Raw genomic sequence first — 21881 nt, 5'->3', positions numbered from 1 at the left:
ATATTTGATATTACATAAATCGAACAAATAATAGAAATGTGAGTCATAACAACAACTGGAAAGTATCTAGTAGTAATTGTATTCCAGAGCAATTCTAAACCTGTTAAATTTTCTTTCCTCAAAAATCTACTACTTAATGCAACATAAATAGATGTTGTAATTGATATTCCCGATATCAGGGATATCAATATCGGATTTTGATAGAAAAAATTCAAGTAGTCATACATATAATCATTCCTTAATTAGAGAATTGCTACGTGTTCTATCTTTCGATAGACACACGTAGCATGTTTCGTTATGGCGATGCTCCACGCCTGTAAATTTTGTTATGAAGTCCATTAAATCTAAAATAGATTACATAGCTTCGGTTAAATTGTTTCGTTGTGATCATAAGATCATTATTTAGTTCGTTATAAAACATAATTATTTCTCCAAAAGCTCACTGATAGAGGCCAGTCTATCAGTGAGGTTACTCAAATAGCGGTTTCCCGCGGTTTGTATGTGTTACTTCAAACTTTCAAGTACATATTGGAATTGCCGCCAAGCAATTTTAATCCAACTCAAATCTGGCATTCGGCAGTATCACCCAGATTCTTTCGCCTCTACTAATTCAATCTCCCTCGCTCTATATCTACTACTGTGCCAACAGATAGGTCATTGATATAGTCCGATTCCCACGTTAGTTTTTCTCATCGAAACAACACGCCGCTGAACTCCATATTGCTACTATTCATACGAATCACCCATCGGGTTTTCAGGGGACCGAGATTCCAAAGCATCTCCCTTACTCATAACAATATTTCAACATTCACTACCAGAGTCACTAACTCACGGCTTGTTGTAACTTACCCGAATGCAGCCTCTACGGTTGCAATTACAGGCTTGAGCTATACAGCGATCTATCCAGCTTGCGCCAAATAGTACCGAGCGTTCCAGTTTTCACCTCGCGCCCCTGACACCTCTCGATGCCCTCAGCAGCCCACCTGTCAGGATCAGGTTCTACCTTCTCAAGCAGCCCCTCATGTGGATTTTCACCACTTCAAAAAAAACAGGGTTCACACTGTCACCAGTGTTCCCGTTTCCGTGTCGCCCAAGCTCCCTGGAGGGATTGGGTCGAATAGGGGAGTTGCACCCCTAAGCGCCCGTCGTAGCCGTACCAGCGCAATTACGCGCATACGGCTTCAGCAACACAGCTTGTAAGGTTGGCAGCCTTACAAGCCTCGTAGCGATTGGCAGTCGCTACTTCTACAAACCCTCGAATCATCGAGTATTTAGCATCTGATAGATTGGCGTCTATCAGTGAGCTTTTGGAAACATAATTCATGCTTCCGTATATCTTTTCGTTAATTTCCCTTACGGGAATCCGCACGAAAAAAGCGGATGGCTTCGCCATTATGCTTGTTTCACAAGCATATTCAAGAGCAAAAGCATTCGAGCTACGCTCGAAAATCGCGCAAGCGCGGAATCTCTTTTAAAAGCTTCCACTCCTCAACCTTTTTCTTATATGATGATGGATACATTAGCCAAAGCTAATGTATTAACTATGAAAAAATAAATCCAGAGAAAAACATCTAGCTCATAAGATACGCTATATGGTATTTTTAACAGCAGAAGCATTAGAATTGAACTAACAAGTCCCGTATTTTTATTTAAGTTCGTGACTTACCCACATTACACACAAGGTCGCTCCGATCGTTTTAATGTCTCCGCTCCCATGTGGAAATGTGGATAAGTCCCTTGATGAAAGTGTTTCGTTTTGAGAATTAAAAAGTCGCTACTACATATGATATTAATTGTATTTGATAGTTATTTGCGATCTCTTAACAAAGAAGAACACTACGTTTATCATTCAACTTCAATTGAGTAGTGATTATCAAAAATAGAAAGCCCTTATGAATATGATAAATACTTATACAGAGCAAAAGGATTTAATGTTAAGAATTAGATTTATTGTCTCTAAAGGATACGTTAACTATACAACTGGAGAGTGTAAACCTAGCCAGAAACTAAAACTAATTTACAAGTTTACTGACCGTTATGAAGTTGGTGCTGATAAGGCCAGACGACAGTATGCTAAACGTATAGGGAAGGCCAGAACAGCACTAATCTTTTTAGAGTCAACTGACTCTAAAATGTTAACATTTTGGTTATTTGCAACGGAAGGTGAGGGGATAGTTTTTGAGTTGGAGGATATGAAGGACTCACGTAAAAAATCGTCACGCATTAGCATAGCTAATGGTGATTATGAGTTGTTACGTTTACCGAGGCCTAACGATAAAGCTCGTTGGACATGGTTAGTAACTCAAGAAAAATATAATGATATTTTGCAAGAAATTAAATTAGCAATAAGACATAAAAAAGATAAAACATTACGACAATTGCATTTTAAAATAGTGCGGATATATGGATTCAGTGGGATGCGGAAACAAGGTTTTGCATTGCTAAGCTATATGAAAAAAGAATGGATACGAACCAGAAAAGAAGAGTTTCCATTTCCTGATTCGTATATTGGTTATTTAAAAATAGCAAAAAAAAGAAAAGAAAATTAATCCCAAGGTGGAGTATCATCATCGAAATTGACACTCCCGGTCAGAATGCCAATATCAAGAATTGCTTTAAGTGGTGGTGTTAGAATCTTATGAATATTATATTCAAGAGATATCTTTGCGGTATTTCCCGTTTTATAATAAACAAAATTTCCACTAATTTGTTTAAATCTAGTGACTCGTGGAGTTTTCGTTATATAGTCTTTAGTTAATTCTAAGCCATCAAAAACATAGGGAAGTCCATTCATATGATAGTAATTATCTTGTGGGAGAATTGATTGATAGTCATTTTCAGTAACTCGTTTTAGTATATTCAACCACCGACAGATTAGAAAGAAATTATGTAGATTCACTTCTGAATTTTCGTTACAAAAAATCAAGTTAGATTTTTCTAATCTAAAATCACCTGAACACCAAATCATAGGTCGAGACGGTTTTGTTGGAACTGTCCATAAACCTGTAAATTGATATACTCCTTTTGTTTTTTTCTGTATATAAGCCTGTGCACAAATATTAATTGTGTTATCTTGATTTTCAATTTCTTCTGAAATTGAACCTAATATTAAGGTTTCACTATTTCTTAATTTGTTTAATCTGGATTTATAATAAATTGGTCTTCTGCATTTTTTGAAAAAATCAGCAGTGTTTAATAATTTCATGAATAAGCTCTCTTGTTAGGTTTATTTATGGTGATAAGTGAAAATTGAAAGGTATAACTATTCCCATTGGTCATATTTTGGTGGTTTTACATAGATAATTCGTTCTTGATTATTTTCTTGGTCATATGGTTTTGGTTTATATCCATAGATTAATTTGTATATTATTACGCGGGATAGTTTCATCGGTATTGTTCCTTCAAAATGGATTCACTTATCCATAGCCCAACAAGGGAGCGGAGACATTAAAACGATCGGAGCGGCCTTGTGGGGCTGTGGGTAAGTGAGATTTAACGGAAATTGAGGAAAAATAGGATAATAAGAGCTTATTATCCATTTGTATCTTTGAGTCTTTTTCGTTCTGCTATCTTCAATCTGATTAATTGTCGAATGGATAACAATTTAGTGGATTGAGATATTTTTGGCGTGTCTACAATTCCTTTGTAGGTAAGAGTTAATAATGATATCGACTCTTCAAGAGAGCTTGAGTCTTTTATAAAGTCGATAACATCATTTAATGTTTCTTCATCTTCACGGCTTAAATAAGGCTCACATTTTAAAATGAGCATCAATAAACCAATGTGATAAACAATAATATTAAGAGCCATATAAGAAAAACCAATGGGGCGATAGAATGGGTGCTCTTAGGCTGAACCTAAACAGTCTGAATCAGGTAGAGGCTTCTAAAGCCTCTACCTGTCCAGCATCTACTTAACTTCGTAGGCAAGTTTTGCTAGAAAAACGGTTTGTCCATCCTTGATTTGCAATTCACAGAGCGAATCGCGCACCATGAAGGTAAAACCTAGGATTGTTATACATATAACAATAAGCCCGATCAGGGCGGTTCTTCGTAGCATAAAACTTGCCTCTCAGTAAAATAGAGGCTACCATCAGTAGTGTTCAAGTACATTAGATTGCCTCGTTGGTTAAAGAAATTTAACTTTCGGGGCTTTCGTCTATTTGCCAAGGACAAAACCAGTGACGGGTATTTATTGCCCTCAACAAACAGCCAAGAGCACCCACCTGCATTATAACCATTTTTTCTGTTTTCACTAGCTTACGCCGATATCAGCGACGGCTAATTAAATTTTGGTTTGTTGTCCTGCTCCTGGTAAGAGGCTTTACACTGAGGATACCCAGAGCAGCCGTAAAAATATTTTTCGGGCTTATCTTTATCTGATTTCCCTTTACGTCTGACCAAAGGCTTTTGACACAGCGGACAGTTAAACTCAGAAACTTGGGGTTTTGCTTTAGGCGCAGTATCAGGTTTTCCACTTTTGTCTGGAAATGAGGTTTTACATTCTGGATAGCGATTACACGACCAGAATACGCCCTTACTACCGTTACGCTTAATTAAGTGCCCGTCTGCACAGTTAGGGCAATCAAACGTTTCTACGGTGATATTTACGCCGTTGGTTTTGACCTTATCGACATAGTGGGCAACAAAACCGTCGAGTTCATCCAGAAATTGCTCTACGGTCATATCACCATTTTTGATAGCCAATTGATGCTGTGACCAGATAGCGGAAATATCAGGGGCGGTAAATTCACTTGGCAACATAGCGCAAAATTCTTGCCCGAGCGGTGTTGTGATCCATACCTTTTGCTTATAGCCCTTCATTTTCACCACCTGGACTAAATCGCTTCTCGATTTAACCGTATCGAGGATATTTGCGCGGGTAGCTTCTGTTCCTATTGAGCCGCAGTTATCACGATCTCCTTTGTCTTTGGCTTCAAATTTTGCTCTAAGCTCAGGATCTTTGATTAATTTCCCTGCTTTTTTCATGAAGGCTATCAATGAGGCTTCATCATGATATTTAGGCGGTTTGGTTTTGCCTTTCTCGATAGTTGGGTTGCTGGCCTTGGTTTCTTGGTCGCGTTTTAACGTGGTTAAATCTACTCCTTCAATGGGTTTCTCAGCCTCAATATCGTCCTTGTATAGTACTTCCCAACCCACAACACTCAATTGGGTTTGATTGGCCTTAAAACGGTATTTATTTGCAAGTTCAATGGTCACTTCGGTTCTATCTCGCACTGAGGCGGGATAGAACAAGGCAATAAAGCTACGAGCGACAAACTCATAGATAGTTTGTTCGTCTTTTGTCAGGGTTAATCCTTTTGCGCTTGTTAACGTGGGAACAATCGCGTGGTGTGCCGTTATTTTACTGGCGTCAAATGCATGGTGTTTAAGGCTTAAATCGGCGTTTGCCACCATCGAGCTTAATTCAGGGATAGCCTCAGCAATGTTTTTAAAAATCGCTACCCGTTGTTCTAGGTGACTATCACCTAGAAAACGGTTATCGGTTCGTGGATAGGTTAGAACCTTGTGCTTTTCATATAAAGATTGGCAGATATCGAGTGTTTTTTTCGCGCTGTATCCCCACTTTTTCGCGCAAAGTTGCTGTAAAGAAGAGAGATCATACGGTCTTGGTGGTAATGATTTTGTTGGCTTGGTTTGCGCATCGATGATCAAGGCATGTTGGTTATCGGTGGCTTGCGCTATTTGCTTTGCTTCGGTTTTACTCAGTAAACGGTTTTGTTCGTCAACCTCATTATTTGTGGTTGGTAAATAACGCGCTTTGACGGTTTGGTTATTAAAAGCAAAATCGGCGTAAACCTGATAGAAATAGCTTTCTTGGTGCGATTGATTAGCAAGGGTACGCTCATTGATCATACCGAGCGCAACGGTTTGTACTCGACCTATGCCAAATGTCCCGCTGTAACCCATTTCACGGGCTTTAAGTGTGTAAGCCTGACTCATATTGAAGCCAAAAATTAGATCGCCTATTGAGCGGGCTAGAGCCGATTGCGTCCAACCGTGGAAATTCTCATTCGGCTGCATGTTGGCTAAAGCGCGTTTGACAGGCTCTAGGTTTAAGTCAGCCACCAATAAACGCTCAACGGGTTTGGTGTTGTGGCAGTACGTTAATATTTCATCACAGAGCAAATTACCTTCTTCATCGGGATCGGAGGCATTAACAATGCTATCTGCTTTCTTAATTAGATCTTGCACCACCTTAAATTGATCTTTTGTTTTTTCTATTGGACGCATTTTAGGTGGATATTCGCTTTTGATTGGTAGGTATTCCAGTTTCCATTGGTGTTCAGGCGGGGACTGCTCTAATAAGTGCCCCACGCACCAGGTCACAATATCATTACCGTTTTCGAAATAGCCTTGTTTGCGTTGAGTTTTTGGGTTGCCCCCTAAGCCTTCAAAGATAGCTTTTGCAAGAGACGGCTTTTCTGCAATGAATAATCGCATGTCATTATCCTTTTACTCGATTTGGTGTTGCGAAAAGAAAAGCGACTTACCCACATTTCCACAGGGTAGCTCCGATCGTTTTAATGTCTCCACAACCCTATGGATATGATGGATAAGTCGCAGAGCTTGCTGAGATATTGAGTAAAGCCGGTATGTTTGATGTTGTTGAAAATAAAAAGCGAGTTACCCACATTCCCACAGGGCAGCTCCGATCGTTTTAATGTCTCCACAACCCTATGGAAATATGGATAACTCGCCGTGTACTTGATTGGTTTCTTTTGTCATTCGACAGTTAAGATTTTTCCTTATTTCAAGCATGGGTTAAGAGCAGCCTAGCAGGGAAGGGGAGGTTTGCGGTTACTTTAATACTGTTTACTACGCGCCAGTTTAAGAATGGTAATTTCAATTAATGTTGTAAGGTGGCTTGTGCCTCGGTCGCAAGCTCCCTTTTATGCGCAAGCGCATAGTGTTCTAAGTCTAAAAGGGATATTCAGGTATTATTAATTCGGATTGTAAATACTTAATCATATCTGAATAACTTGATAATTCGTCATCGTGAGTAAATATTAGGCTATACCAATAAATAGCTTTTTCATTTTTCGTTATAAATAGTTTTAGAGAGCACCATTGAATAGGCGAAATAGAGTTGCCTTTTATTGTTTTGTTACGTAATTCATTGATTTCATTGCGTATGAATAATGACTCTTTATAACCTTCATCATCAATAGTTGAATCATGATCATCTATATAATCAGCACATCCAGCAGGGCAACAATTAATATCAATTCCATGACGGCAAGTAGATATATCATCAATACCTATTTCTTGTTCATTAAATCCCATACGCTTTGCTATTTCTATTATTTCGATACGTTCAGACTCAGATTTATCAGATAAATACAGTATTAATTCAGAATTAAATTTATCGCAGAAGATTTCATAGATTAGTCCAGATTGTTTATGGCAATCAGTAACTAATTTTTTTAGATCACTTTCATATTTATTTATCATAATTCAACCTATAGATAGTTAAATACTTGACGGGATATAAATATAGCCCTATAATATATAAGAACCAACACAGAAGGGGGTTCAACGGGAACACCCCTGTAGTTTGGGGAGTACACGATGATAATAAAAACCTTCAATCGTTCTTTAACAGCCAGTTTCTTTATCGCTAGAGTTGGTAACGTTGGTAAACCAATGTGGAAACCTTATACGGCTAATAACTCATACATGGTTATTAGTGAGCAACCTGATATAGATTTTCAACGAGTGAAAATTGCATATGAATCAGGTGCATTTAAGCCTTATACATTCGGTACTTGCCAGCCATTCATTCGGCTTAGGGATGTTATTAAGGTTGTTGCATGTTGCGGTGATATTAATGAACGTCATTTAAAGCAAGTTGCTCTACTTGAATCATATCTTGAGCAGGAGCAAAAGAAGCTGGATAAACAACGAATACTGTTAAAGGAAATGCAGAAGGCGATTTTTTCTAATCGTTAAATAGTTGGGGCATAGCCCCAACTTACTCACCCATAAAAATAGGTATAGGTAATAAAATGAAAGAATTAAATGTATTGGAAAATCGTTTAGCAACTGTTCAAAGCGTTTCTATATTACAAGTAGATAAAGATACTCGTTCGATAGGTATCACGTTTAATTACCAGGGAGAGATATACACTGGTTACATTGATGTGGTCACTGAAAATGTAGAGCTCATACTTCATGATCGTTCAGACATAGGCAGTATTCATAATGTTGGTTCAACGACTTTAAATAAATTAGTTTCATTTTTCGATGATTTACCGTCAATTCAGACCATATGCAGCTAAAGAGGCATAGCATGACAGCAATTCAAATTCACGTAGAGAACGGCCATGTTACCGTTTCTTATGAAGAGAAAACAGCCGAGAACATTACTAGGCGTTTAAATCAGCTTAAAGAAGCCTTGAATGTTACCTGGTATGGCGTAGCAACAGTGCTTGACATGAAGCCAACAGAAGGCAGCGTAAGGCTATTTAAACGTTGGGTTCGTGATCCATCCATGAGTAGCTATCAGGAAATGCCTGAATCAAAGTGGATGTTATTGCTCACTTTGATTGAAGGGCAGACTGCAATTAAATAAACATGTATTATTACTATACACTGTATACTAATGATATAGTCTTGATATGAGTTTATGTTTATGAATAATAACGTTTTATTAGCTTATATTGACGCTAGATTAATTGTTTTTGGTAATATTAAATCTAGCAATGTTTGTGATGTATTTGGCTGTGGTCGGATAAAGGCCAGTAGACTTTTTCAGCTTTATCTTAACCAAAGGCCGTCAAATATGAAATATCAAGCATCTAAAAAGTGCTACGTTCAGGGTTATGTTTTCGAGCCCGTATTTCTTGGTAAACGAAATGCTCGACAGTTCCTTGATGCCTTAGAGCTAATTTTAGAGCACAACTAGAGGTTACTTATGCCTTTTTTAATTGATGATGTAGATTTTAGCGATTTACTTAAAAAGCCAAGTACGAATAAGCAAGCAGCTAAAAGTTTTTTAGCTAAGTATCCAAAAGATTATGCTATCGAAGGTTTTAATGTACCTCAAGGATTTAGGTTAGTTAGTGCTAAATCAGAAAAAAGTATCAGACTTATTGATATACGTGATCGAGCAGAACCTAGGATCGTTTATGCTGTAGACATTATTCTTACTGGAGAGATTATTAATAATCGTTTTTGTACTCAAGTCATGGTTTGGGCTTCACCTAGTAACGAAGATCTATTGATCGGTTTACCTCGTAAGGTTTTTAATCACTTCTTAGAACGCTATATTATCGTTGTATCTGACGATGAACAAACAGCAGATGGTAAACGATTTTGGGAGCGTAGAATTTCAAATGCTTTTTCTGATGATAATCATGTTTATTACATTGAGAATGAACAGTTTAGAGAAATTTTAAGTGTTGACGATTTTTTTGAAAACTTTGAATCAATTGGTTGGGGGAAATCAGAAGCACACAAAGAGCGTTTATTTGCTATATCCAAGATACAACTGCTTAATTAGTAAAAGGTAGCCTTATTATCTATAAGGCTACCTCTAAGACTTATATTAGATAATCTTCAAGATTTTTATCTACTAAGAATTTAGGGGTGCGGCCTTGGCCTGTCCACGTTTTTTCTTCACCATGTTCAGTATAGCGATATTTTGCAGGGCGTTGTTTTCGAGTTTGTTTCTTTGGCGTTGCATTAATGGCTTGGATAAGTTCTTCTGGATCAATACCGTCAGCAAGGAGTAATTGACGGTACGTTTCTAATTTTTCTTCTTTTTCACGATTTTCAGCTCGGAGTTGTTCTTCTTCTTGTACTCGTTCATTAACTACTTGAGTTAATTTATCTAAACCTTCTTGTAGTTGTTCAAGAGTCATTTCACGAGAAATAGCACGTAACGAGCGTAAGTTTAATAAAACTTTCATCAAATCTGACATGAGATATACCAATAGTTATTAGGATGAAGATATTAATATTAATTGCAGAGTTAATGCAATTAATAAGTGGGTTCATATACTTTATTTCTTTCTTTTGTCATTCGACAGATAGGACTTTCCCTTATTTTTTACTTGGTTTAAGAGCTGGCTTAGCAGGGATGGAGGTTTTCGTTTTCTTCTTGGTTATTTCTTCTACGCGCCAGTTTGGTAAAGATCATATCAATTTATTTTGTGGGTGGCTTGTGTATCGGTCGCAAGCTCCCTTATATGCGCAAGCGCATGATTAATATTTAATCTAATATTTGTACAAGTCATTGACTGGTATATTAATAGGGTTAGATTGTTTTACTTGCTTATTCTGGTATCGAATGTTTTTAGTATATTTTTTCACATACCCATTCTTAAATCCACGATACATATTCCCAGTGTTGTAGATTGATAACGCATGACGTAGGGCGATTTGTGGGTGCTGATACTTAACTTTTGCTCTTTGATAGGCTTCGAGTAGGATAGTTGATCCAACTTTAATATTCTTGCAAGGATCAAACATATCATTAATAGAAACATCATAATACTGTAAGTTATTACTGTTAATTTGCATATAACCAAGATCGACGGTATAGCCATTACTAATATAATATCGAGCCAATTTTACCGCTTCACTTTTATTGCGTGGTTGTTTGTATCGAGGTTTTATCCCTGCCTTTTTGTTGACATTTATAGCAATGGGATTATTTCCTGACTCGACGTTGATAATACGTTGAATCATTGTTGGGTGAACTTGATTAATACACTGCATATATGGAGTGATATCTACCATAAATACCTCAAAATATGTATATAGGAATAACAAGACCTTTTATATTATCAATCGGAACTGAGCCGTAATACCGACTATCAAAACTCACTTTAGGTTTATGATCGGACAATAGAAAATATGAATTGCTTGGAACTACAAAATCAGCTAGATGCGGCAGATATCGCCCCATAGAATCATGATCTAATACGGTAGTATTTTTAATCGGATGGTAGTTAACATTAATAACGCCATCAGTGAATGAGATTATATCATCTGGCGTTCCAAAGACTTTCTTGATAACTGGCTCAAATCCGCCATTGCATATGCCATACTCTAAATATTTTCGATTGAGAGCTAATTGTAGCGTAGCATTGTTGGGGGGGCAGAATAAGACTAGTTGTCCTTTTTCATAACTGATTTGTTGTTTAGTTAGTTGATAAATGCCTTTAGGATATGATGTGCTGTGATTATAACGGTATCCTGAAAGGTAGAGGATAAAAATAAGGCTTATAAAAATAAGCCCTATTATTGAGATTGATTTAACGAATTTCATTGTCCTTTACTATATTGTTCATGACATTAAAGAACTTAGGTGAAATACGAATACCACCTTGTAATTTTTTCTGTTTAAGTTTCCCTGTGGGTTCAGAATGGCCTAAATTAAACAGATTATTTAATTTAATAATTGGTGTTGTACTGTTAGGCATTACAAATTCCCCCTTTATTTCAGCTAATTACGATCATTTTTATGAATATATGATCATTTCTTGTGACGTTTGCTTTTTGGTGCTGGAATCTTCATTATTCATAAATGCAATATGTATTATTTTTTACGTTTAAAAGCCAATACAAGTAAGCCAAGTAAGCTTAGATATCCCATTGAACCACCAGAACCGCCACCGTTGCTTGGTTGTGGATCTGGTTTTGGCTCAGGTTTAGGTGCTCGGTTGATCGTAATAGTATTACCATCATCTAGCATGATGTGACCTTCACCGCCTGTCGAAGATAGCTCAAGAGTACAAGTACCAAAAGGTGTTACGTCACCATCAGTGATACATGAGCCACCAGTAACCGTCACATCACCACTTGATAATGCACCATTATTCTGGCGAAGTGCAAGATTCGTATTCTTAACATGTAGTGACTGAATCTCGATAGTATTAGAACCTGTAAATTTAAGTTCTGTTGGGCTATGCCATGCGTTGATATTTTGTAATAGCCAGTCTTTAACAAAGCGAAGATTTACACCATTTTGGTTGCGGTCAATGCTTCCCGCTCCAGCGTAATTGATGGCAATAATTTTATTTTGTTCATTAAAAACAGGAGCACCGCTATCACCAGGGACGGAATATGATTGTGAATTACCATATATCAAAACAGATGGATATTCTTCTATTATGGAGTTAATACCTTTTCCTAAGCGGGGGATATTATCATTTTGGCCAAAACCAATAAAACTTACCTTATCTCCTACGGTAGGAATTGTATTAGGGTCATTTAAGTTATCAATAAACGCTATTGTATTCATTGGCGCGGTTTTTGGTAACGTCCAGAGCGCAATATCAGCAGATTTTTTTTCTTGATAATATGGTTCTGCATTTCTATGTATTGGCATCATTGTTGAGCCATCAGCAAAGTTTACGACCCTAGGGAATGGATTATCAATAGATGCACCGCAATGACCTGCAAGTAATATATATTTACCAGCAATGACGGTTCCAGTGCATTGAGACTCAACTATATACGGGTATTTATCCCATGAAAGAGAGACACCGTCTTCTACGGCGTAGCTTGGTACGGAAAAAAGGCTAGTAATGCCTAATGCTAGCAAACTGATTTGTTTCATGGGAAATCCCTTTAGGTTATTGTTTTATCTTGAAAAAAGTATATCAAATTAGACTGTTATTGTCGAAGGATCTAAGATTGGATTAATGTTGTAAGATACTGTTATTAAATAGAAAAATAATTAATTTTGGATCTTACAACATGAGAGTTAATTTTAAATGAATATCTTACAGTAATTATCTTACATATAACCCCGTAATACATTTTCCATATTCTTCTGCGACAACTTTGACCGAGTGATCAGATGCAAAAACAAAATAGATGTAATCATTGGTTCTTCCGTTACTATCAAATGGAATCACATACTTTCCTGTCGGGCGCCCATTAACCGGAATAATGATAGATCCTGTTTGCGCCTTTAATGAGCCAACACCAGTGACTAATACCTCTTGGTAATGGGATACACCATTACGTAACGTAAAATTATTGCTGCATCCGCGAAATAATGGTTTCCATTTGTTTGTTGATACTTCATTAGGTGGCTTATTATACCAATTCCATTGGTTATCAATATCGCCTTGGGTTACAAAATGATTTTGTGCAGCAAGATTGTGCATATCTCTATCGACATCAGCATCCGTTACTTTTGCGTATACAGTTGTTGATACCGAAAACACAAATATAAAAGAGAGTAATTTATACATAAATATATCCTTTTGTTATTGGTCACAATTTAAACGGACATTTAAAAAGCCAGAGTGCATACGAGCCCATTTTCCTGTGGATTTAATTTTGGCGTTATAGTCAAAATTCAATTCATAGAAAGATCCCCTATCAATCGCGTAAGGTTTGAAGTTTGATATACCAACATATTCTGTACTCGAATTGGGGGCCATTGGTGCATGAGCACTAACATGAATAGTTTGTCTCAAGCCTTCTGGACAAGACCAAGAGCTTTTATAAACACGGTCATTATGACGTGCTAAAAACTCTTTGACGGTTCCAGCATCAATTCTGAGTTGGGTTCCTGTTTGTGTACGAACACTGAATTTTTTTGCATTCAAAATTGATTGATTGCCAACATCCCAGGTTTTAGTTAGTTCGGTTGAACCATCTTTCTTCAACCAATCTTGCTGCAAGCCATCAAATACTTGCGACAACAAAGGATCTTCAACACTAATTTTTATATCTCCGTTACCTTGGGTTACGGCAAACGGAAGTCGTTTAAGTGGTGAAGCCCATTCGGTCGGAGGGGATGGAAGGATTAACTCAGCTTTCGTTGGGTTTGTTGACGTGACGCTGTAACCTAATTTTCTTGTTGTCCAAGGTACAGAGTCAGGACGTACACAACGATGCGCTTGTTCATCAACTAAACTGCATTGGGGCCAAAATTGACTGGCAATCATGAGGCCATCTAGGTTTGTCGGCCATACATTTTTTGATGATGGCGATATATGATCGATGGTCACTTTTTTGTATTGGTATTTCTGTAATTGATTAATCACTCGCTCGATATGAGCGGCATAAGCTTTAGCTTGTTGAATCTGATTGTATTTATTAACTCCTTTGATAATCATGGTTGAAACGATACCTAATATAGCGAGTGCCATAATGGTTTCTATTAATCCAAACCCTTTTTGTTTTTTCATTTAAAACATCCCGTGGTCGCGTCATAGTTCATCCGTTTTAATTGAGAATCTAAATACGAGACAGGTTGAGTAATCGAGAGTTGCTTACCATGACGAGTGAGCCATACTTGGGTTAACGTTGTTCCATGCTGGATTTGTTGTGCAAAAGCTTCTGTCGCTAATTCAAAAGAAAGCGATACATTACTGATGATTTTGCCGTTGGTTCCGATTGAGACATGAAGACGAGGTAAGGTATGCAACGTTTGTGTGGGTAAACCGAGTTCATTGACGGTAACAATGTGTGAAATTGAGCATTCTTCAATGCGTTTACTGACTTGATCTTGCAATCGTTCTAACGTTAATGAAATGGCTTGGTCGATTTCATTTTGTTGTTGCTGCATTGACAGCTTAGAAAGCAGTAATGGCACTGTTGTAGCGAGGATAACCCCCACTACAACGAATGTCAGCACAAGTTCTGTCAAAGTGAACCCTTGCTGATTTTTTTTCATATTATCGAGTCAAAGTGACAGAGTTACCCGTTTTCTTGAGCGTTGCACAGCCATCGGCTAATCGGCAGTTATCGAAAGAAAGCGGTGCAAGATCATTAGCAACAACATTTACGTAATTGGCATCAATACCTGTGATGTCAATTTGAACACGAGATGGATTTGCTGGATCAACTTTAATCGCGTAATTTCCGCCATACGGGTTAGCGTTCGTACCGTTTTTCGCTGCACCACAAATTTCATTGGTCAGGTAATGACTGCCTGCTTCACACAGTTTGGTCATACTAATTCCTGTCTTGTTGTTTCCGCCCCATTGCTGACTGGCTGCAATGATCACTCCTACATCCGATTTCACGGTCATGTTACGTGCGCCACTGGTTGCTTTCATGTAAAGACCCACGATAACAACCAGGATTAAACTGGCAGCGATCATCCAGAAGATGAAGTTTTCAAGGCTGGCACCTCGTTGTTTGTTTTTAAAGAAGGCTTGGTTTGATGTGTTCTGCTCCATGTTTTTTTCTTCTTGTGTTTGTTGTTGATTGATTTGAGTTGATACTGGGTATTGCATGGTATTTTCCTTTAAAAATTAACTGTGGATAAAAGTTGAGAAATAGCGGTTCCAATTAATCCGCCAAGTAATGAGATAACTAAAAGCAAGCCAATTTTATTCAGTGAATTGGACATTCGACTTAAACGCTTATCTACGTTGGTTTGATGATTGTGAGCACTTTTCAGTAAGAGTTTTGCGTATTCAGCGTGCCCACCAAGGATCTTTAATGTGCCAAGTTCAAATGGCAGAATAAGTCCTGTATCAACGATTTCACCGAGATTCATTTGTCCTATCCGCTGTTGCCGCATAAGCTCAATATGTGCTCGAACATAAGGGACACTGTTTGTTCCCATCGCTTGAAGTGCATCATCGAGTTTAAGGCCACAGGCTAAGAGGTTGCCAAGTGTATTAAGCACACTGGCTGCGGTAGCCGTTTTATAGATAGAGAAAATGGGGAGATTATCGAGGTTCTTTCTAAGGGCTCCCGTGAGTGTGGGAAGTGCTAATGCTGTCGCTATCAGTAAAGCTATCAGCATAATGGCAATGGGAAGCCCATACGTTGATACAATGGTGTTCATGGTTTGCCCCATGCCCTCCTTTTCAGTCAAACTTTTCAATATTTCATCAGAGACATATAGACCTAACGCGCCTGTCACTATCATTAAGACAAAGGGGAACCACAATGCTTTAACAATGTTGAAGATGATGTTTTGTCCACCTTGAAGTTGGTTGATTGCTGCATCCAACCCTGCTTGTCTATCACCCGCTTTTTCAGCGGTGGCAATAGCACAGACAATCATAGGTGGCATCCAATCCATCAGCACATCGGTGAAGTGTTTGCCATGAGCGGGGGCATCTCGTCCTGCTTGTCCAATTTCCTTTGTGGCCGAAGTGCCATTTTCAATTAAGGCTTCACAAAATTGTTTGGTGGTTAATCCGTACTCATCACAGTTTTTCCATTGCTCAAGCAGCGTGATTTGTTCGTTCTTAAAAAACAATAACTGATTGAAGGATTTCACAATTCCTCCATCATGTTCTTGTACACTTCATCTGCTTTGATTGGCATCAAATCATTAATTTGCTCAGACGCTGATTCAATATCAACTTGTCCTCGCTTGATACGCGATAACGTATGATCTCGAATGTCAGGCCATCCTCTTGATTTCAACGATTGTTTCCATGCCAGGTAATCTTGAGCAAAAATATATTGGCGATCACTATCATCGAGAACGACCAACTCCATAACTACTAAGCGCCCTTTTTCTCCTTTTCCACCACAGGCTGAACATCCTTGCGGTGATTTAACACGGCAATGTTGATAATGATTAGGCAAGAGTGTAGACAGCAATTGTGCTTTGGCTTTTGTTCGAGGTGACTCTATGGCCTCCTGGTAACTTAAAGCGCAATGTGGGCATAGTTTTCTGACCAGCTTTTGGTGAACAAATAAGCGCATCAAATCAGGGGCGGCAACAATCGCTGGAGAGATCCCCATTTGTTCGATAAAGGTTTGAGGAATACCTAACACCGAGTTTGTATGCAACGTAGTGATAGCGAGCCCGCCTGTTTCTGCTTTTCGGCAAAACTCTTTAGCTGCTGCGTGATCTCGAAGTTCACCAAATGGTGCAACATCAATATCGTGGCGCAATTGCTCCTTGGCATAATATGCGTAGTCTTTATAGATCCCTGAGCCTAATTTGGTTTCTGTATTGGGCTCTACCGCCGTTTTGCATATCCCTGCTTGTTCAAATTCAACAGGATCTTCTAATGAATGGATACAACGAGCGGTACTGTCTACCGTATCGAGCAGAGCATAAATTAAAGAAGATTTACCACTTCCCATTGGCCCTGTGATCACAATGGCCCCGCCTCGTTGATTGACTGCTCTAATAAGCTGGTCGGTATAACTGGAGGGTAAATCCATGTCAGAGAGTTCTAACGGTTTATCACGAGGGGTTAGGCAACGAAGTGTGAGTTTGATGCCTCTATCAAGGGGCATGAGTGCTGCTCGAAATTCAAAGGTCTTAGGTTTTTCATTCCATGTTAAGTTGACATCAAAACTGTCATTAGCGGGTTCGCGTTCATTAACATCTTGATTTCCTAGGGTAGAAAAGACATAAGACGATAAATCAATCCCTTTGCTTCTGTCCTGGTGCAGTGCACTTTGACCATCGGCAAATCGAGCTAATATTTCACGCCTACCATCGACACGAATCAGATAACGAGTGGTCTTTCGATACACTTCGATATGAATGTCACTGGCTCCCTTATCGACCGCAGCTTGGCAAAGAGCAACCAGGTGCAATCCTAATAATGACTCTTTCTCTTTATCTTGTGGTGAGTGGGTAGAATGAGTCAGAACTTCAAGTAACGTTTCAATATAATCTTGAGATACCGAGGTGATGATTGGAGATTGTCCAGCCATGAAAGACAATGACTGAACCGCTTCGATAATATCATCCAGTTTTGCACTGTGAGGGTTGGCGCAGAGAATTTCGCCCTGCTCAGTGACACAAGTATGACCATCATCTAGGCATAAACGAGTAATAGTCGGATCTCGTAATACCGTATGATTCATATCACTCTCCTTTTAAAAGTCGGGTTTGCTTTCCTTTGCGTATTTCAATGCCATTAGGCGAAATACGGGTAACTTTAATTCCTTGAAAGATAGAGCCGACTTGAACCTTAAAGGGGGCGTTATCAGCAATAGACAAATAAGCTGTTTGATTTTTCCCATTTCCAATTAAGCCACGAAATTGAACTTGGTCTAATGGATTCATTGTGGGTGTTTCAAAGCCCGTATCTTCGTCAGTGAGGAACGTTTTTGACATATCAGGTACTTGATATGTCATAGGCGTGCGCACTTCAATGTCGAGTTTATTCAGTGCATCGTCTAATTTTTTCTGAACTAACTCATTGGATTTTTGAATGATTTTTTCTGCATTTGAGTCCAGTTGGATCACAATTGAGGGTTGAGATTTAGGGGGCTCAGGCAGAGACGGTGTTGTGATGTTTTGATCTTGAGATACGGGTTGAACGGGGCTTGGTGCTGGTGACTGAGGATAAAATAAATACCCTATAGTAGGAACCGTAACGACTCCAAGTATTATCCATTTTATGTGTTTTTTCATTGTGAACCTTTTATTTTTGACCCATAAACGCAAATCGGATTTGGATCTTAAAATATCCAACGGCTCCACTTGGCGTTATGTCTAATTTTGTGATTGTCACAGGCAGTTGCGAGACCATTTGACTGAATGATGCTAATTCAGAGAGAGCTGTTTCTTTTGTGGCCGTCCAATGAGACGTGGTAGAAACTAACCCATTATCGGTAGTGAGCTCCGTCATTTGCCAGCCCAGCGCAACTTGAGTGTCAATGACACTCGATAATGACGGCTCAGTAGGCATGATTTTGTTGTGCCATTTCTGCAATGTTTGAAGCAGAGGAATAGTAATGCTTAATGAATCTAACGATACTTGGCTGTAAGGTAAAAGCTGAGGATGTTGCTTTAGCCAGCTCATAATCACAGTGCGTTGACCGTTAGAGGTTCGTTCTGCAGTTAAGTTGATTGCGTCGCCTTGCAGTGAAACCGTTTTAAATTGCCATCCATACGGTAATCCGCTTCCTATCGCTCCTAACGATAAAGCGTTATGCAGTATTTCAGGGGCAAAAAACGATTGATTCACGGTTGTTCGATAAGCCAGATACGGATCCACTGGTGGGGGTAAGGGCTCAGGTTTTGTGGCTTCCCGATAGGCATAAGATCCCGCTATTCCAAGGATCGTTAACAGAGCCAAAAGAGAGATGGCTTTTATCGGTATCTTTTTATGCTTTTTTAGGGCAAAAGGTGCCAGTTCAGACGGTGTCAGTGGTGATAATGGCTCTACATGATATTTAAGTAAAGCTTGGTGCTGAGAAGACTCAAGGCTTGAAGCCAGTTGATTTGAGTCAACGATATACAGGACTTTACAACGTTCTAGTAAGACTGAATCCAGTTGTTCAAACGAGCCAACATATGCTTTGATAATGTCGCCTTTTCCCACAAACATGAAAAAGAACTGGTTATTATCAAGCGGTTCAATTAATCCCCATTCCGAGCTATTTATTTTCTTCAACCACGCTTCAGCGAGAGCGAAACTTGGCTCTTGACTGGTGTAAAGATGATAAAACCCATTACGAATAGTGAAGTAGAGATAAGGGGATGGATGTTGGCGTTTAAAACTTTCTTTGCTGACGGTTTGAATACTGGCTTTAAAGAAAGTAGCTATATTCACTGTGTTCTCCTTGGTGTGAGTAACACAAGCGTTTCAACGGTCTCATTAGTCGTAGATTGCATACCGAGTCCGTCAATCCCAAATGATGAACTCTTATTGGCTCCCGTTGATTGTTGCTTGATTGAACCAATGACAACGGTTTGCCCATAGCGTAGCTTATTAACAAAACTTAAATCGGCATCACGAGTTTTGATAAAACGCAACGTGGCATCATTGATTTTTTCTGTTGTATCTCCCGCAATCTTTGTCAGTTTTCCCGTGACTCGCAATGAGACAACCCCTTTTTGTACTTTGGCATTGACCATCATATCAACCCCTTCAACTACTTTATCGCGTGTAGTGGAGGTTGAGGTTGTTGTTTCTGTGACTTCTGTTGAGACATCAGATAAGTACGGGGTGGTTATGGTTTGTGAAATTCGTGCAGGATAACCGCTAATAGTCAGCATTGAGATAGGCGTTTGAGTTGATACCGTTCCTTGTTCTTCAAGTGCTTTGATAAAGGCAGTCGTGCCGTCCCATTTCCCTGTGCCTGTAAACGCGAGTCCCGCAGGATTGCCTGTGGCGGTTGCGGTTGTTCCTGGAATTAAAAACTTAATTGTGCCATCACCAACGTTCTTTAACAGTTGCCAATCAATCCCTTGATCTTTTCCAAGGTTCGAGCGGAACTCCAATACGGTAATTTCTAACAAGACTTGTTTAGCCAACTCTTGCTGGAATTTATCAACAACTTGGCGAACTTGAGCCATGCGACTAGGTGTTGTTCTAACGGTGATACTGCCCATTGACGGAACCGACTGAACATCACCAATCAGTTTGTTATCTTCGCTATCTGATTTTAGTACCACTTTGATAGCATTTGCGATTTCATTGAATGCGTTCTGACTTTCAATGGCAGCATTAATAAACTGACCTTCAACTTTGGTGTTTTCGCCTTCGCCTTTGGTTTCACCTTGTGAGCCTTGCTGGCTGGTGATTGTGCCAGTAGGCAAATTAATCATGAAGGTTTCGGTGAGATAGCGTTGAACTGAAAGGCTGTGCTCGCTAGGTGCAAATCCATAACCTGTTTGGCTGGATAATAGGTTCAAAATATTCTGGCGAGTCGTATCAGCATTAATCGAAACGGGAGTATTGGCTCGAACATCACTAGAAAAGATAACTTGGGCTCCTGTTCCCTTGAGTACCGTATCTAAAACGAGTGATAACGGCAATCCAGAAACTTGAACATGAATGTTATCGTTGAGCCAGGCAATCGCATGTTCTGTTTCTATGGGGGTAATGTTAATGGGAGGACGAGAAATACTCTCTACATTAGCCAGTACGCCTGTAGGTCTAATTTCATCCATATGTTGTTGTAGTTGTTCAGCTTGTTTTTTGTTATCCAGGTAACTTTGAGAAACGCAACCTTGTAGCAAGGTAATACTGACCAGTATTGCGACTTTTGTTCTAATGAACTGCATTATTCTTTCTCCACGACAAAGATATTTTTAGTGGCATATAGCAATTGAGCTTGTACGGGATAGCCGTCAAGAACGGTATTTAAGGCGTAAGCAAAATCACCACGAGGGGCGACAACGGGATAAGGGGCAATCAGCGTGTAGTTATCAGGTGCCATCCACGAACTGTTGTCACCGTTTTTCCATTGCCAGTGATATTGAAGTGTTAGATTTTTTACCGCATCTTTGATGGTTGCACCGTTGATCCACAGAATATCAACACTGCCCTTTATGTTATGGATAGCGGCCATTCCCTTAGCATTGCGACTGAAATATAGCGGTTTCCCGACCTTATCACCGACTTGCTTAATGACACTCTCAATATCGCCTTTAAATAAATTACCATTGCTCGATGGTGTATTTAGAGCCGCAACCGTTGCCGGTGGCAATGACCAAGCAACCCGCGAGAGCTTATTTTGGGTTAACCAATTTCGAATGGCCGTCATGTAGGTTTGGCCTTGAGATACATAAAAACTAGGCTCAGCAGAAGCATTTATGCTTTGAGGTGGTAACTTTTTTAGTAGTGGTGGTTTACTTTTGGCTTTAGCTGCTAAATCTGCTCTTATAGGTGGTAAAGATTTAGCCTGACTTGGTAAATTTTGGATGCCTTTTGGTTTCTCTCTCCCTTGTTTGGGTAAATGTTGTGCTATATGTTTTACAGGCGTTTTCTCCGTTATTACAGGAAGAGGTTTTCTTTCTTGGTAGATATTTTCTGCTTTCACCTCATTTCTGGTTGGTGCAATAAAGGGAGGTGGTTTGGGAATATTTTGGATCACGATTTGTTCGTGGCCATCATTACTAATGAGTTGTGCGATAGGTTGTGCTGCTAAATAGGACGGATGAAGCGCAAGCGACATCACCCCCACAATAGCTGTGTGGATATACGTCAATTTCATTATTGA

Annotated in this window: 27 protein-coding genes; 6 read left to right on the top strand and 21 right to left on the bottom strand. The window is 39.1% G+C overall.

Going from position 1 to position 21881, the window contains the following annotated elements; translation table 11 throughout:
- A partial coding sequence (locus CTN07_RS22965; RefSeq protein WP_211315305.1) for a hypothetical protein occupies positions 1-227 on the bottom strand: 227 nt, incomplete at its 3' end.
- Positions 228-1892: 1665 nt separating this feature from the next.
- On the opposite strand from CTN07_RS22965, the gene CTN07_RS18445 reads away from it, so the two are divergent.
- Entirely contained in the window at positions 1893-2549 is a 657-nt protein-coding gene (locus CTN07_RS18445; protein WP_036766424.1) for a hypothetical protein, read from the top strand.
- On the opposite strand, the gene CTN07_RS18440 is transcribed toward CTN07_RS18445, so the two are convergent.
- The 5 genes from CTN07_RS18440 to CTN07_RS18420 all read right to left on the bottom strand — a co-directional run bounded on the left by CTN07_RS18440 (position 2546) and on the right by CTN07_RS18420 (position 7475).
- Positions 2546-3205 (bottom strand): hypothetical protein, encoded by a 660-nt coding sequence (locus tag CTN07_RS18440; protein WP_005307129.1) that lies wholly within the window; start codon positions 3203-3205, stop codon positions 2546-2548. The genes CTN07_RS18445 and CTN07_RS18440 overlap by 4 nt on opposite strands.
- A gap of 326 nt (positions 3206-3531) precedes the next feature.
- The gene (locus tag CTN07_RS18435; RefSeq protein ID WP_036766422.1) at positions 3532-3810 is read right to left on the bottom strand and encodes a hypothetical protein; all 279 of its coding nucleotides are present in this window, start codon (positions 3808-3810) and stop codon (positions 3532-3534) included.
- Between the two features lie 99 nt (positions 3811-3909).
- Complete coding sequence (locus CTN07_RS18430; RefSeq protein WP_080551821.1) at positions 3910-4059, bottom strand: Hok/Gef family protein; 150 nt, start codon at positions 4057-4059, stop codon at positions 3910-3912.
- Positions 4060-4280: 221 nt separating this feature from the next.
- Positions 4281-6464 carry a DNA topoisomerase gene (locus CTN07_RS18425; protein WP_005307127.1) on the bottom strand — a complete coding sequence of 728 codons (2184 nt, stop codon included), beginning with the start codon at positions 6462-6464 and terminating at the stop codon, positions 4281-4283.
- A gap of 477 nt (positions 6465-6941) precedes the next feature.
- The gene (locus CTN07_RS18420; RefSeq protein WP_036766420.1) at positions 6942-7475 is read right to left on the bottom strand and encodes a hypothetical protein; all 534 of its coding nucleotides are present in this window, start codon (positions 7473-7475) and stop codon (positions 6942-6944) included.
- A gap of 117 nt (positions 7476-7592) precedes the next feature.
- On the opposite strand from CTN07_RS18420, the gene CTN07_RS18415 reads away from it, so the two are divergent.
- The 5 genes from CTN07_RS18415 to CTN07_RS18395 are packed head-to-tail and all read left to right on the top strand — an operon-like array spanning position 7593 to position 9525.
- On the top strand, positions 7593-7973 hold the full coding sequence (locus tag CTN07_RS18415; protein ID WP_232282501.1) for a DUF6943 family protein: 381 nt from the start codon (positions 7593-7595) through the stop codon (positions 7971-7973).
- A 56-nt stretch (positions 7974-8029) separates the two neighbouring features.
- On the top strand, positions 8030-8302 hold the full coding sequence (locus CTN07_RS18410) for a hypothetical protein (RefSeq protein ID WP_050787875.1): 273 nt from the start codon (positions 8030-8032) through the stop codon (positions 8300-8302).
- A gap of 11 nt (positions 8303-8313) precedes the next feature.
- Positions 8314-8595: a hypothetical protein gene (locus CTN07_RS18405; protein WP_036766416.1), complete on the top strand. Its 282-nt coding sequence runs from the start codon at positions 8314-8316 to the stop codon at positions 8593-8595.
- 54 nt (positions 8596-8649) lie between these two features.
- On the top strand, positions 8650-8928 hold the full coding sequence (locus CTN07_RS23445; RefSeq protein WP_470381926.1) for a BrxR family helix-turn-helix transcriptional regulator: 279 nt from the start codon (positions 8650-8652) through the stop codon (positions 8926-8928).
- Positions 8929-8937: 9 nt separating this feature from the next.
- Positions 8938-9525 carry a hypothetical protein gene (locus tag CTN07_RS18395; protein WP_005307124.1) on the top strand — a complete coding sequence of 196 codons (588 nt, stop codon included), beginning with the start codon at positions 8938-8940 and terminating at the stop codon, positions 9523-9525.
- A 40-nt stretch (positions 9526-9565) separates the two neighbouring features.
- Here CTN07_RS18395 and CTN07_RS18390 read toward each other — a convergent pair whose 3' ends face one another.
- The 15 genes from CTN07_RS18390 to CTN07_RS18325 all read right to left on the bottom strand — a co-directional run bounded on the left by CTN07_RS18390 (position 9566) and on the right by CTN07_RS18325 (position 21875).
- A complete protein-coding gene (locus CTN07_RS18390; RefSeq protein ID WP_005307121.1) occupies positions 9566-9946 on the bottom strand; it encodes an H-NS family histone-like protein in 381 nt (126 codons plus the stop codon).
- A 295-nt stretch (positions 9947-10241) separates the two neighbouring features.
- Complete coding sequence (locus CTN07_RS18385; RefSeq protein WP_036766410.1) at positions 10242-10766, bottom strand: lytic transglycosylase domain-containing protein; 525 nt, start codon at positions 10764-10766, stop codon at positions 10242-10244.
- Between the two features lie 7 nt (positions 10767-10773).
- Positions 10774-11298: a conjugative transfer signal peptidase TraF gene (gene traF / locus CTN07_RS18380; protein ID WP_036766409.1), complete on the bottom strand. Its 525-nt coding sequence runs from the start codon at positions 11296-11298 to the stop codon at positions 10774-10776.
- Positions 11285-11452, bottom strand: a complete 168-nt coding sequence (locus tag CTN07_RS22840; RefSeq protein WP_153274594.1) for a hypothetical protein — start codon at positions 11450-11452, stop codon at positions 11285-11287. Before CTN07_RS22840 ends, traF begins: the two co-directional genes overlap by 14 nt.
- A gap of 116 nt (positions 11453-11568) precedes the next feature.
- On the bottom strand, positions 11569-12591 hold the full coding sequence (locus CTN07_RS18375; RefSeq protein ID WP_005307118.1) for a trypsin-like serine peptidase: 1023 nt from the start codon (positions 12589-12591) through the stop codon (positions 11569-11571).
- Positions 12592-12766: 175 nt separating this feature from the next.
- Positions 12767-13234 carry a hypothetical protein gene (locus CTN07_RS18370; RefSeq protein ID WP_107183738.1) on the bottom strand — a complete coding sequence of 156 codons (468 nt, stop codon included), beginning with the start codon at positions 13232-13234 and terminating at the stop codon, positions 12767-12769.
- Between the two features lie 15 nt (positions 13235-13249).
- Positions 13250-14179 carry a type II secretion system protein gene (locus tag CTN07_RS18365; protein ID WP_005307202.1) on the bottom strand — a complete coding sequence of 310 codons (930 nt, stop codon included), beginning with the start codon at positions 14177-14179 and terminating at the stop codon, positions 13250-13252.
- Positions 14176-14667: a type II secretion system protein gene (locus CTN07_RS18360; RefSeq protein WP_015389006.1), complete on the bottom strand. Its 492-nt coding sequence runs from the start codon at positions 14665-14667 to the stop codon at positions 14176-14178. The genes CTN07_RS18365 and CTN07_RS18360 overlap by 4 nt, the downstream gene beginning before the upstream one ends.
- A 1-nt stretch (position 14668) precedes the next feature.
- A complete protein-coding gene (locus CTN07_RS18355) occupies positions 14669-15232 on the bottom strand; it encodes a hypothetical protein (protein ID WP_005307199.1) in 564 nt (187 codons plus the stop codon).
- Positions 15233-15243: 11 nt separating this feature from the next.
- Entirely contained in the window at positions 15244-16233 is a 990-nt protein-coding gene (locus CTN07_RS18350) for a hypothetical protein (protein ID WP_005307196.1), read from the bottom strand.
- Positions 16230-17789, bottom strand: a complete 1560-nt coding sequence (locus tag CTN07_RS18345; protein WP_005307192.1) for a GspE/PulE family protein — start codon at positions 17787-17789, stop codon at positions 16230-16232. Before CTN07_RS18345 ends, CTN07_RS18350 begins: the two co-directional genes overlap by 4 nt.
- Before the next feature lies 1 nt (position 17790).
- Positions 17791-18342 carry a hypothetical protein gene (locus CTN07_RS18340; protein ID WP_015389009.1) on the bottom strand — a complete coding sequence of 184 codons (552 nt, stop codon included), beginning with the start codon at positions 18340-18342 and terminating at the stop codon, positions 17791-17793.
- A 10-nt stretch (positions 18343-18352) separates the two neighbouring features.
- Positions 18353-19486, bottom strand: coding sequence for a hypothetical protein (locus CTN07_RS18335; protein ID WP_005307186.1), 1134 nt, complete (start codon positions 19484-19486; stop codon positions 18353-18355).
- The gene (locus CTN07_RS18330; RefSeq protein WP_005307184.1) at positions 19483-20943 is read right to left on the bottom strand and encodes a type II secretion system protein GspD; all 1461 of its coding nucleotides are present in this window, start codon (positions 20941-20943) and stop codon (positions 19483-19485) included. The genes CTN07_RS18335 and CTN07_RS18330 overlap by 4 nt, the downstream gene beginning before the upstream one ends.
- The gene (locus CTN07_RS18325) at positions 20943-21875 is read right to left on the bottom strand and encodes a hypothetical protein (protein WP_005307180.1); all 933 of its coding nucleotides are present in this window, start codon (positions 21873-21875) and stop codon (positions 20943-20945) included. The genes CTN07_RS18330 and CTN07_RS18325 overlap by 1 nt, the downstream gene beginning before the upstream one ends.
- Positions 21876-21881 lie beyond the last annotated feature (6 nt).

The sequence above is a fragment of the Photobacterium damselae genome, from assembly GCF_003026815.1.
Classification (GTDB): domain Bacteria; phylum Pseudomonadota; class Gammaproteobacteria; order Enterobacterales; family Vibrionaceae; genus Photobacterium; species Photobacterium damselae.
The sequence above is the reverse complement of the archived record's forward strand: the minus strand, read 5'-3'. Positions and strand labels throughout refer to the sequence as shown.

Bases quoted from the DNA above. Each gene is read 5' to 3' on its own strand.
- CTN07_RS22840 (WP_153274594.1), bottom strand. From the start codon at position 11,452: ATGCCTAACAGTACAACACCAATTATTAAATTAAATAATCTGTTTAAT.
- CTN07_RS18360 (WP_015389006.1), bottom strand. From the start codon at position 14,667: ATGAAAAAAAATCAGCAAGGGTTCACTTTGACAGAACTTGTGCTGACA.
- CTN07_RS18375 (WP_005307118.1), bottom strand. From the start codon at position 12,591: ATGAAACAAATCAGTTTGCTAGCATTAGGCATTACTAGCCTTTTTTCC.
- CTN07_RS18445 (WP_036766424.1), top strand. From the start codon at position 1,893: ATGAATATGATAAATACTTATACAGAGCAAAAGGATTTAATGTTAAGA.
- CTN07_RS18425 (WP_005307127.1), bottom strand. From the start codon at position 6,464: ATGCGATTATTCATTGCAGAAAAGCCGTCTCTTGCAAAAGCTATCTTT.
- CTN07_RS18390 (WP_005307121.1), bottom strand. From the start codon at position 9,946: ATGTCAGATTTGATGAAAGTTTTATTAAACTTACGCTCGTTACGTGCT.
- CTN07_RS18330 (WP_005307184.1), bottom strand. From the start codon at position 20,943: ATGCAGTTCATTAGAACAAAAGTCGCAATACTGGTCAGTATTACCTTG.
- CTN07_RS18370 (WP_107183738.1), bottom strand. From the start codon at position 13,234: ATGTATAAATTACTCTCTTTTATATTTGTGTTTTCGGTATCAACAACT.
- CTN07_RS18440 (WP_005307129.1), bottom strand. From the start codon at position 3,205: ATGAAATTATTAAACACTGCTGATTTTTTCAAAAAATGCAGAAGACCA.
- CTN07_RS18415 (WP_232282501.1), top strand. From the start codon at position 7,593: ATGATAATAAAAACCTTCAATCGTTCTTTAACAGCCAGTTTCTTTATC.
- CTN07_RS18340 (WP_015389009.1), bottom strand. From the start codon at position 18,342: ATGAAAAAACACATAAAATGGATAATACTTGGAGTCGTTACGGTTCCT.
- CTN07_RS18405 (WP_036766416.1), top strand. From the start codon at position 8,314: ATGACAGCAATTCAAATTCACGTAGAGAACGGCCATGTTACCGTTTCT.
- CTN07_RS18365 (WP_005307202.1), bottom strand. From the start codon at position 14,179: ATGAAAAAACAAAAAGGGTTTGGATTAATAGAAACCATTATGGCACTC.
- CTN07_RS18430 (WP_080551821.1), bottom strand. From the start codon at position 4,059: ATGCTACGAAGAACCGCCCTGATCGGGCTTATTGTTATATGTATAACA.
- CTN07_RS18420 (WP_036766420.1), bottom strand. From the start codon at position 7,475: ATGATAAATAAATATGAAAGTGATCTAAAAAAATTAGTTACTGATTGC.
- CTN07_RS18385 (WP_036766410.1), bottom strand. From the start codon at position 10,766: ATGGTAGATATCACTCCATATATGCAGTGTATTAATCAAGTTCACCCA.
- CTN07_RS18325 (WP_005307180.1), bottom strand. From the start codon at position 21,875: ATGAAATTGACGTATATCCACACAGCTATTGTGGGGGTGATGTCGCTT.
- CTN07_RS18395 (WP_005307124.1), top strand. From the start codon at position 8,938: ATGCCTTTTTTAATTGATGATGTAGATTTTAGCGATTTACTTAAAAAG.
- CTN07_RS18345 (WP_005307192.1), bottom strand. From the start codon at position 17,789: ATGAATCATACGGTATTACGAGATCCGACTATTACTCGTTTATGCCTA.
- CTN07_RS18410 (WP_050787875.1), top strand. From the start codon at position 8,030: ATGAAAGAATTAAATGTATTGGAAAATCGTTTAGCAACTGTTCAAAGC.
- traF (WP_036766409.1), bottom strand. From the start codon at position 11,298: ATGAAATTCGTTAAATCAATCTCAATAATAGGGCTTATTTTTATAAGC.
- CTN07_RS18435 (WP_036766422.1), bottom strand. From the start codon at position 3,810: ATGGCTCTTAATATTATTGTTTATCACATTGGTTTATTGATGCTCATT.
- CTN07_RS18355 (WP_005307199.1), bottom strand. From the start codon at position 15,232: ATGCAATACCCAGTATCAACTCAAATCAATCAACAACAAACACAAGAA.
- CTN07_RS23445 (WP_470381926.1), top strand. From the start codon at position 8,650: ATGTTTATGAATAATAACGTTTTATTAGCTTATATTGACGCTAGATTA.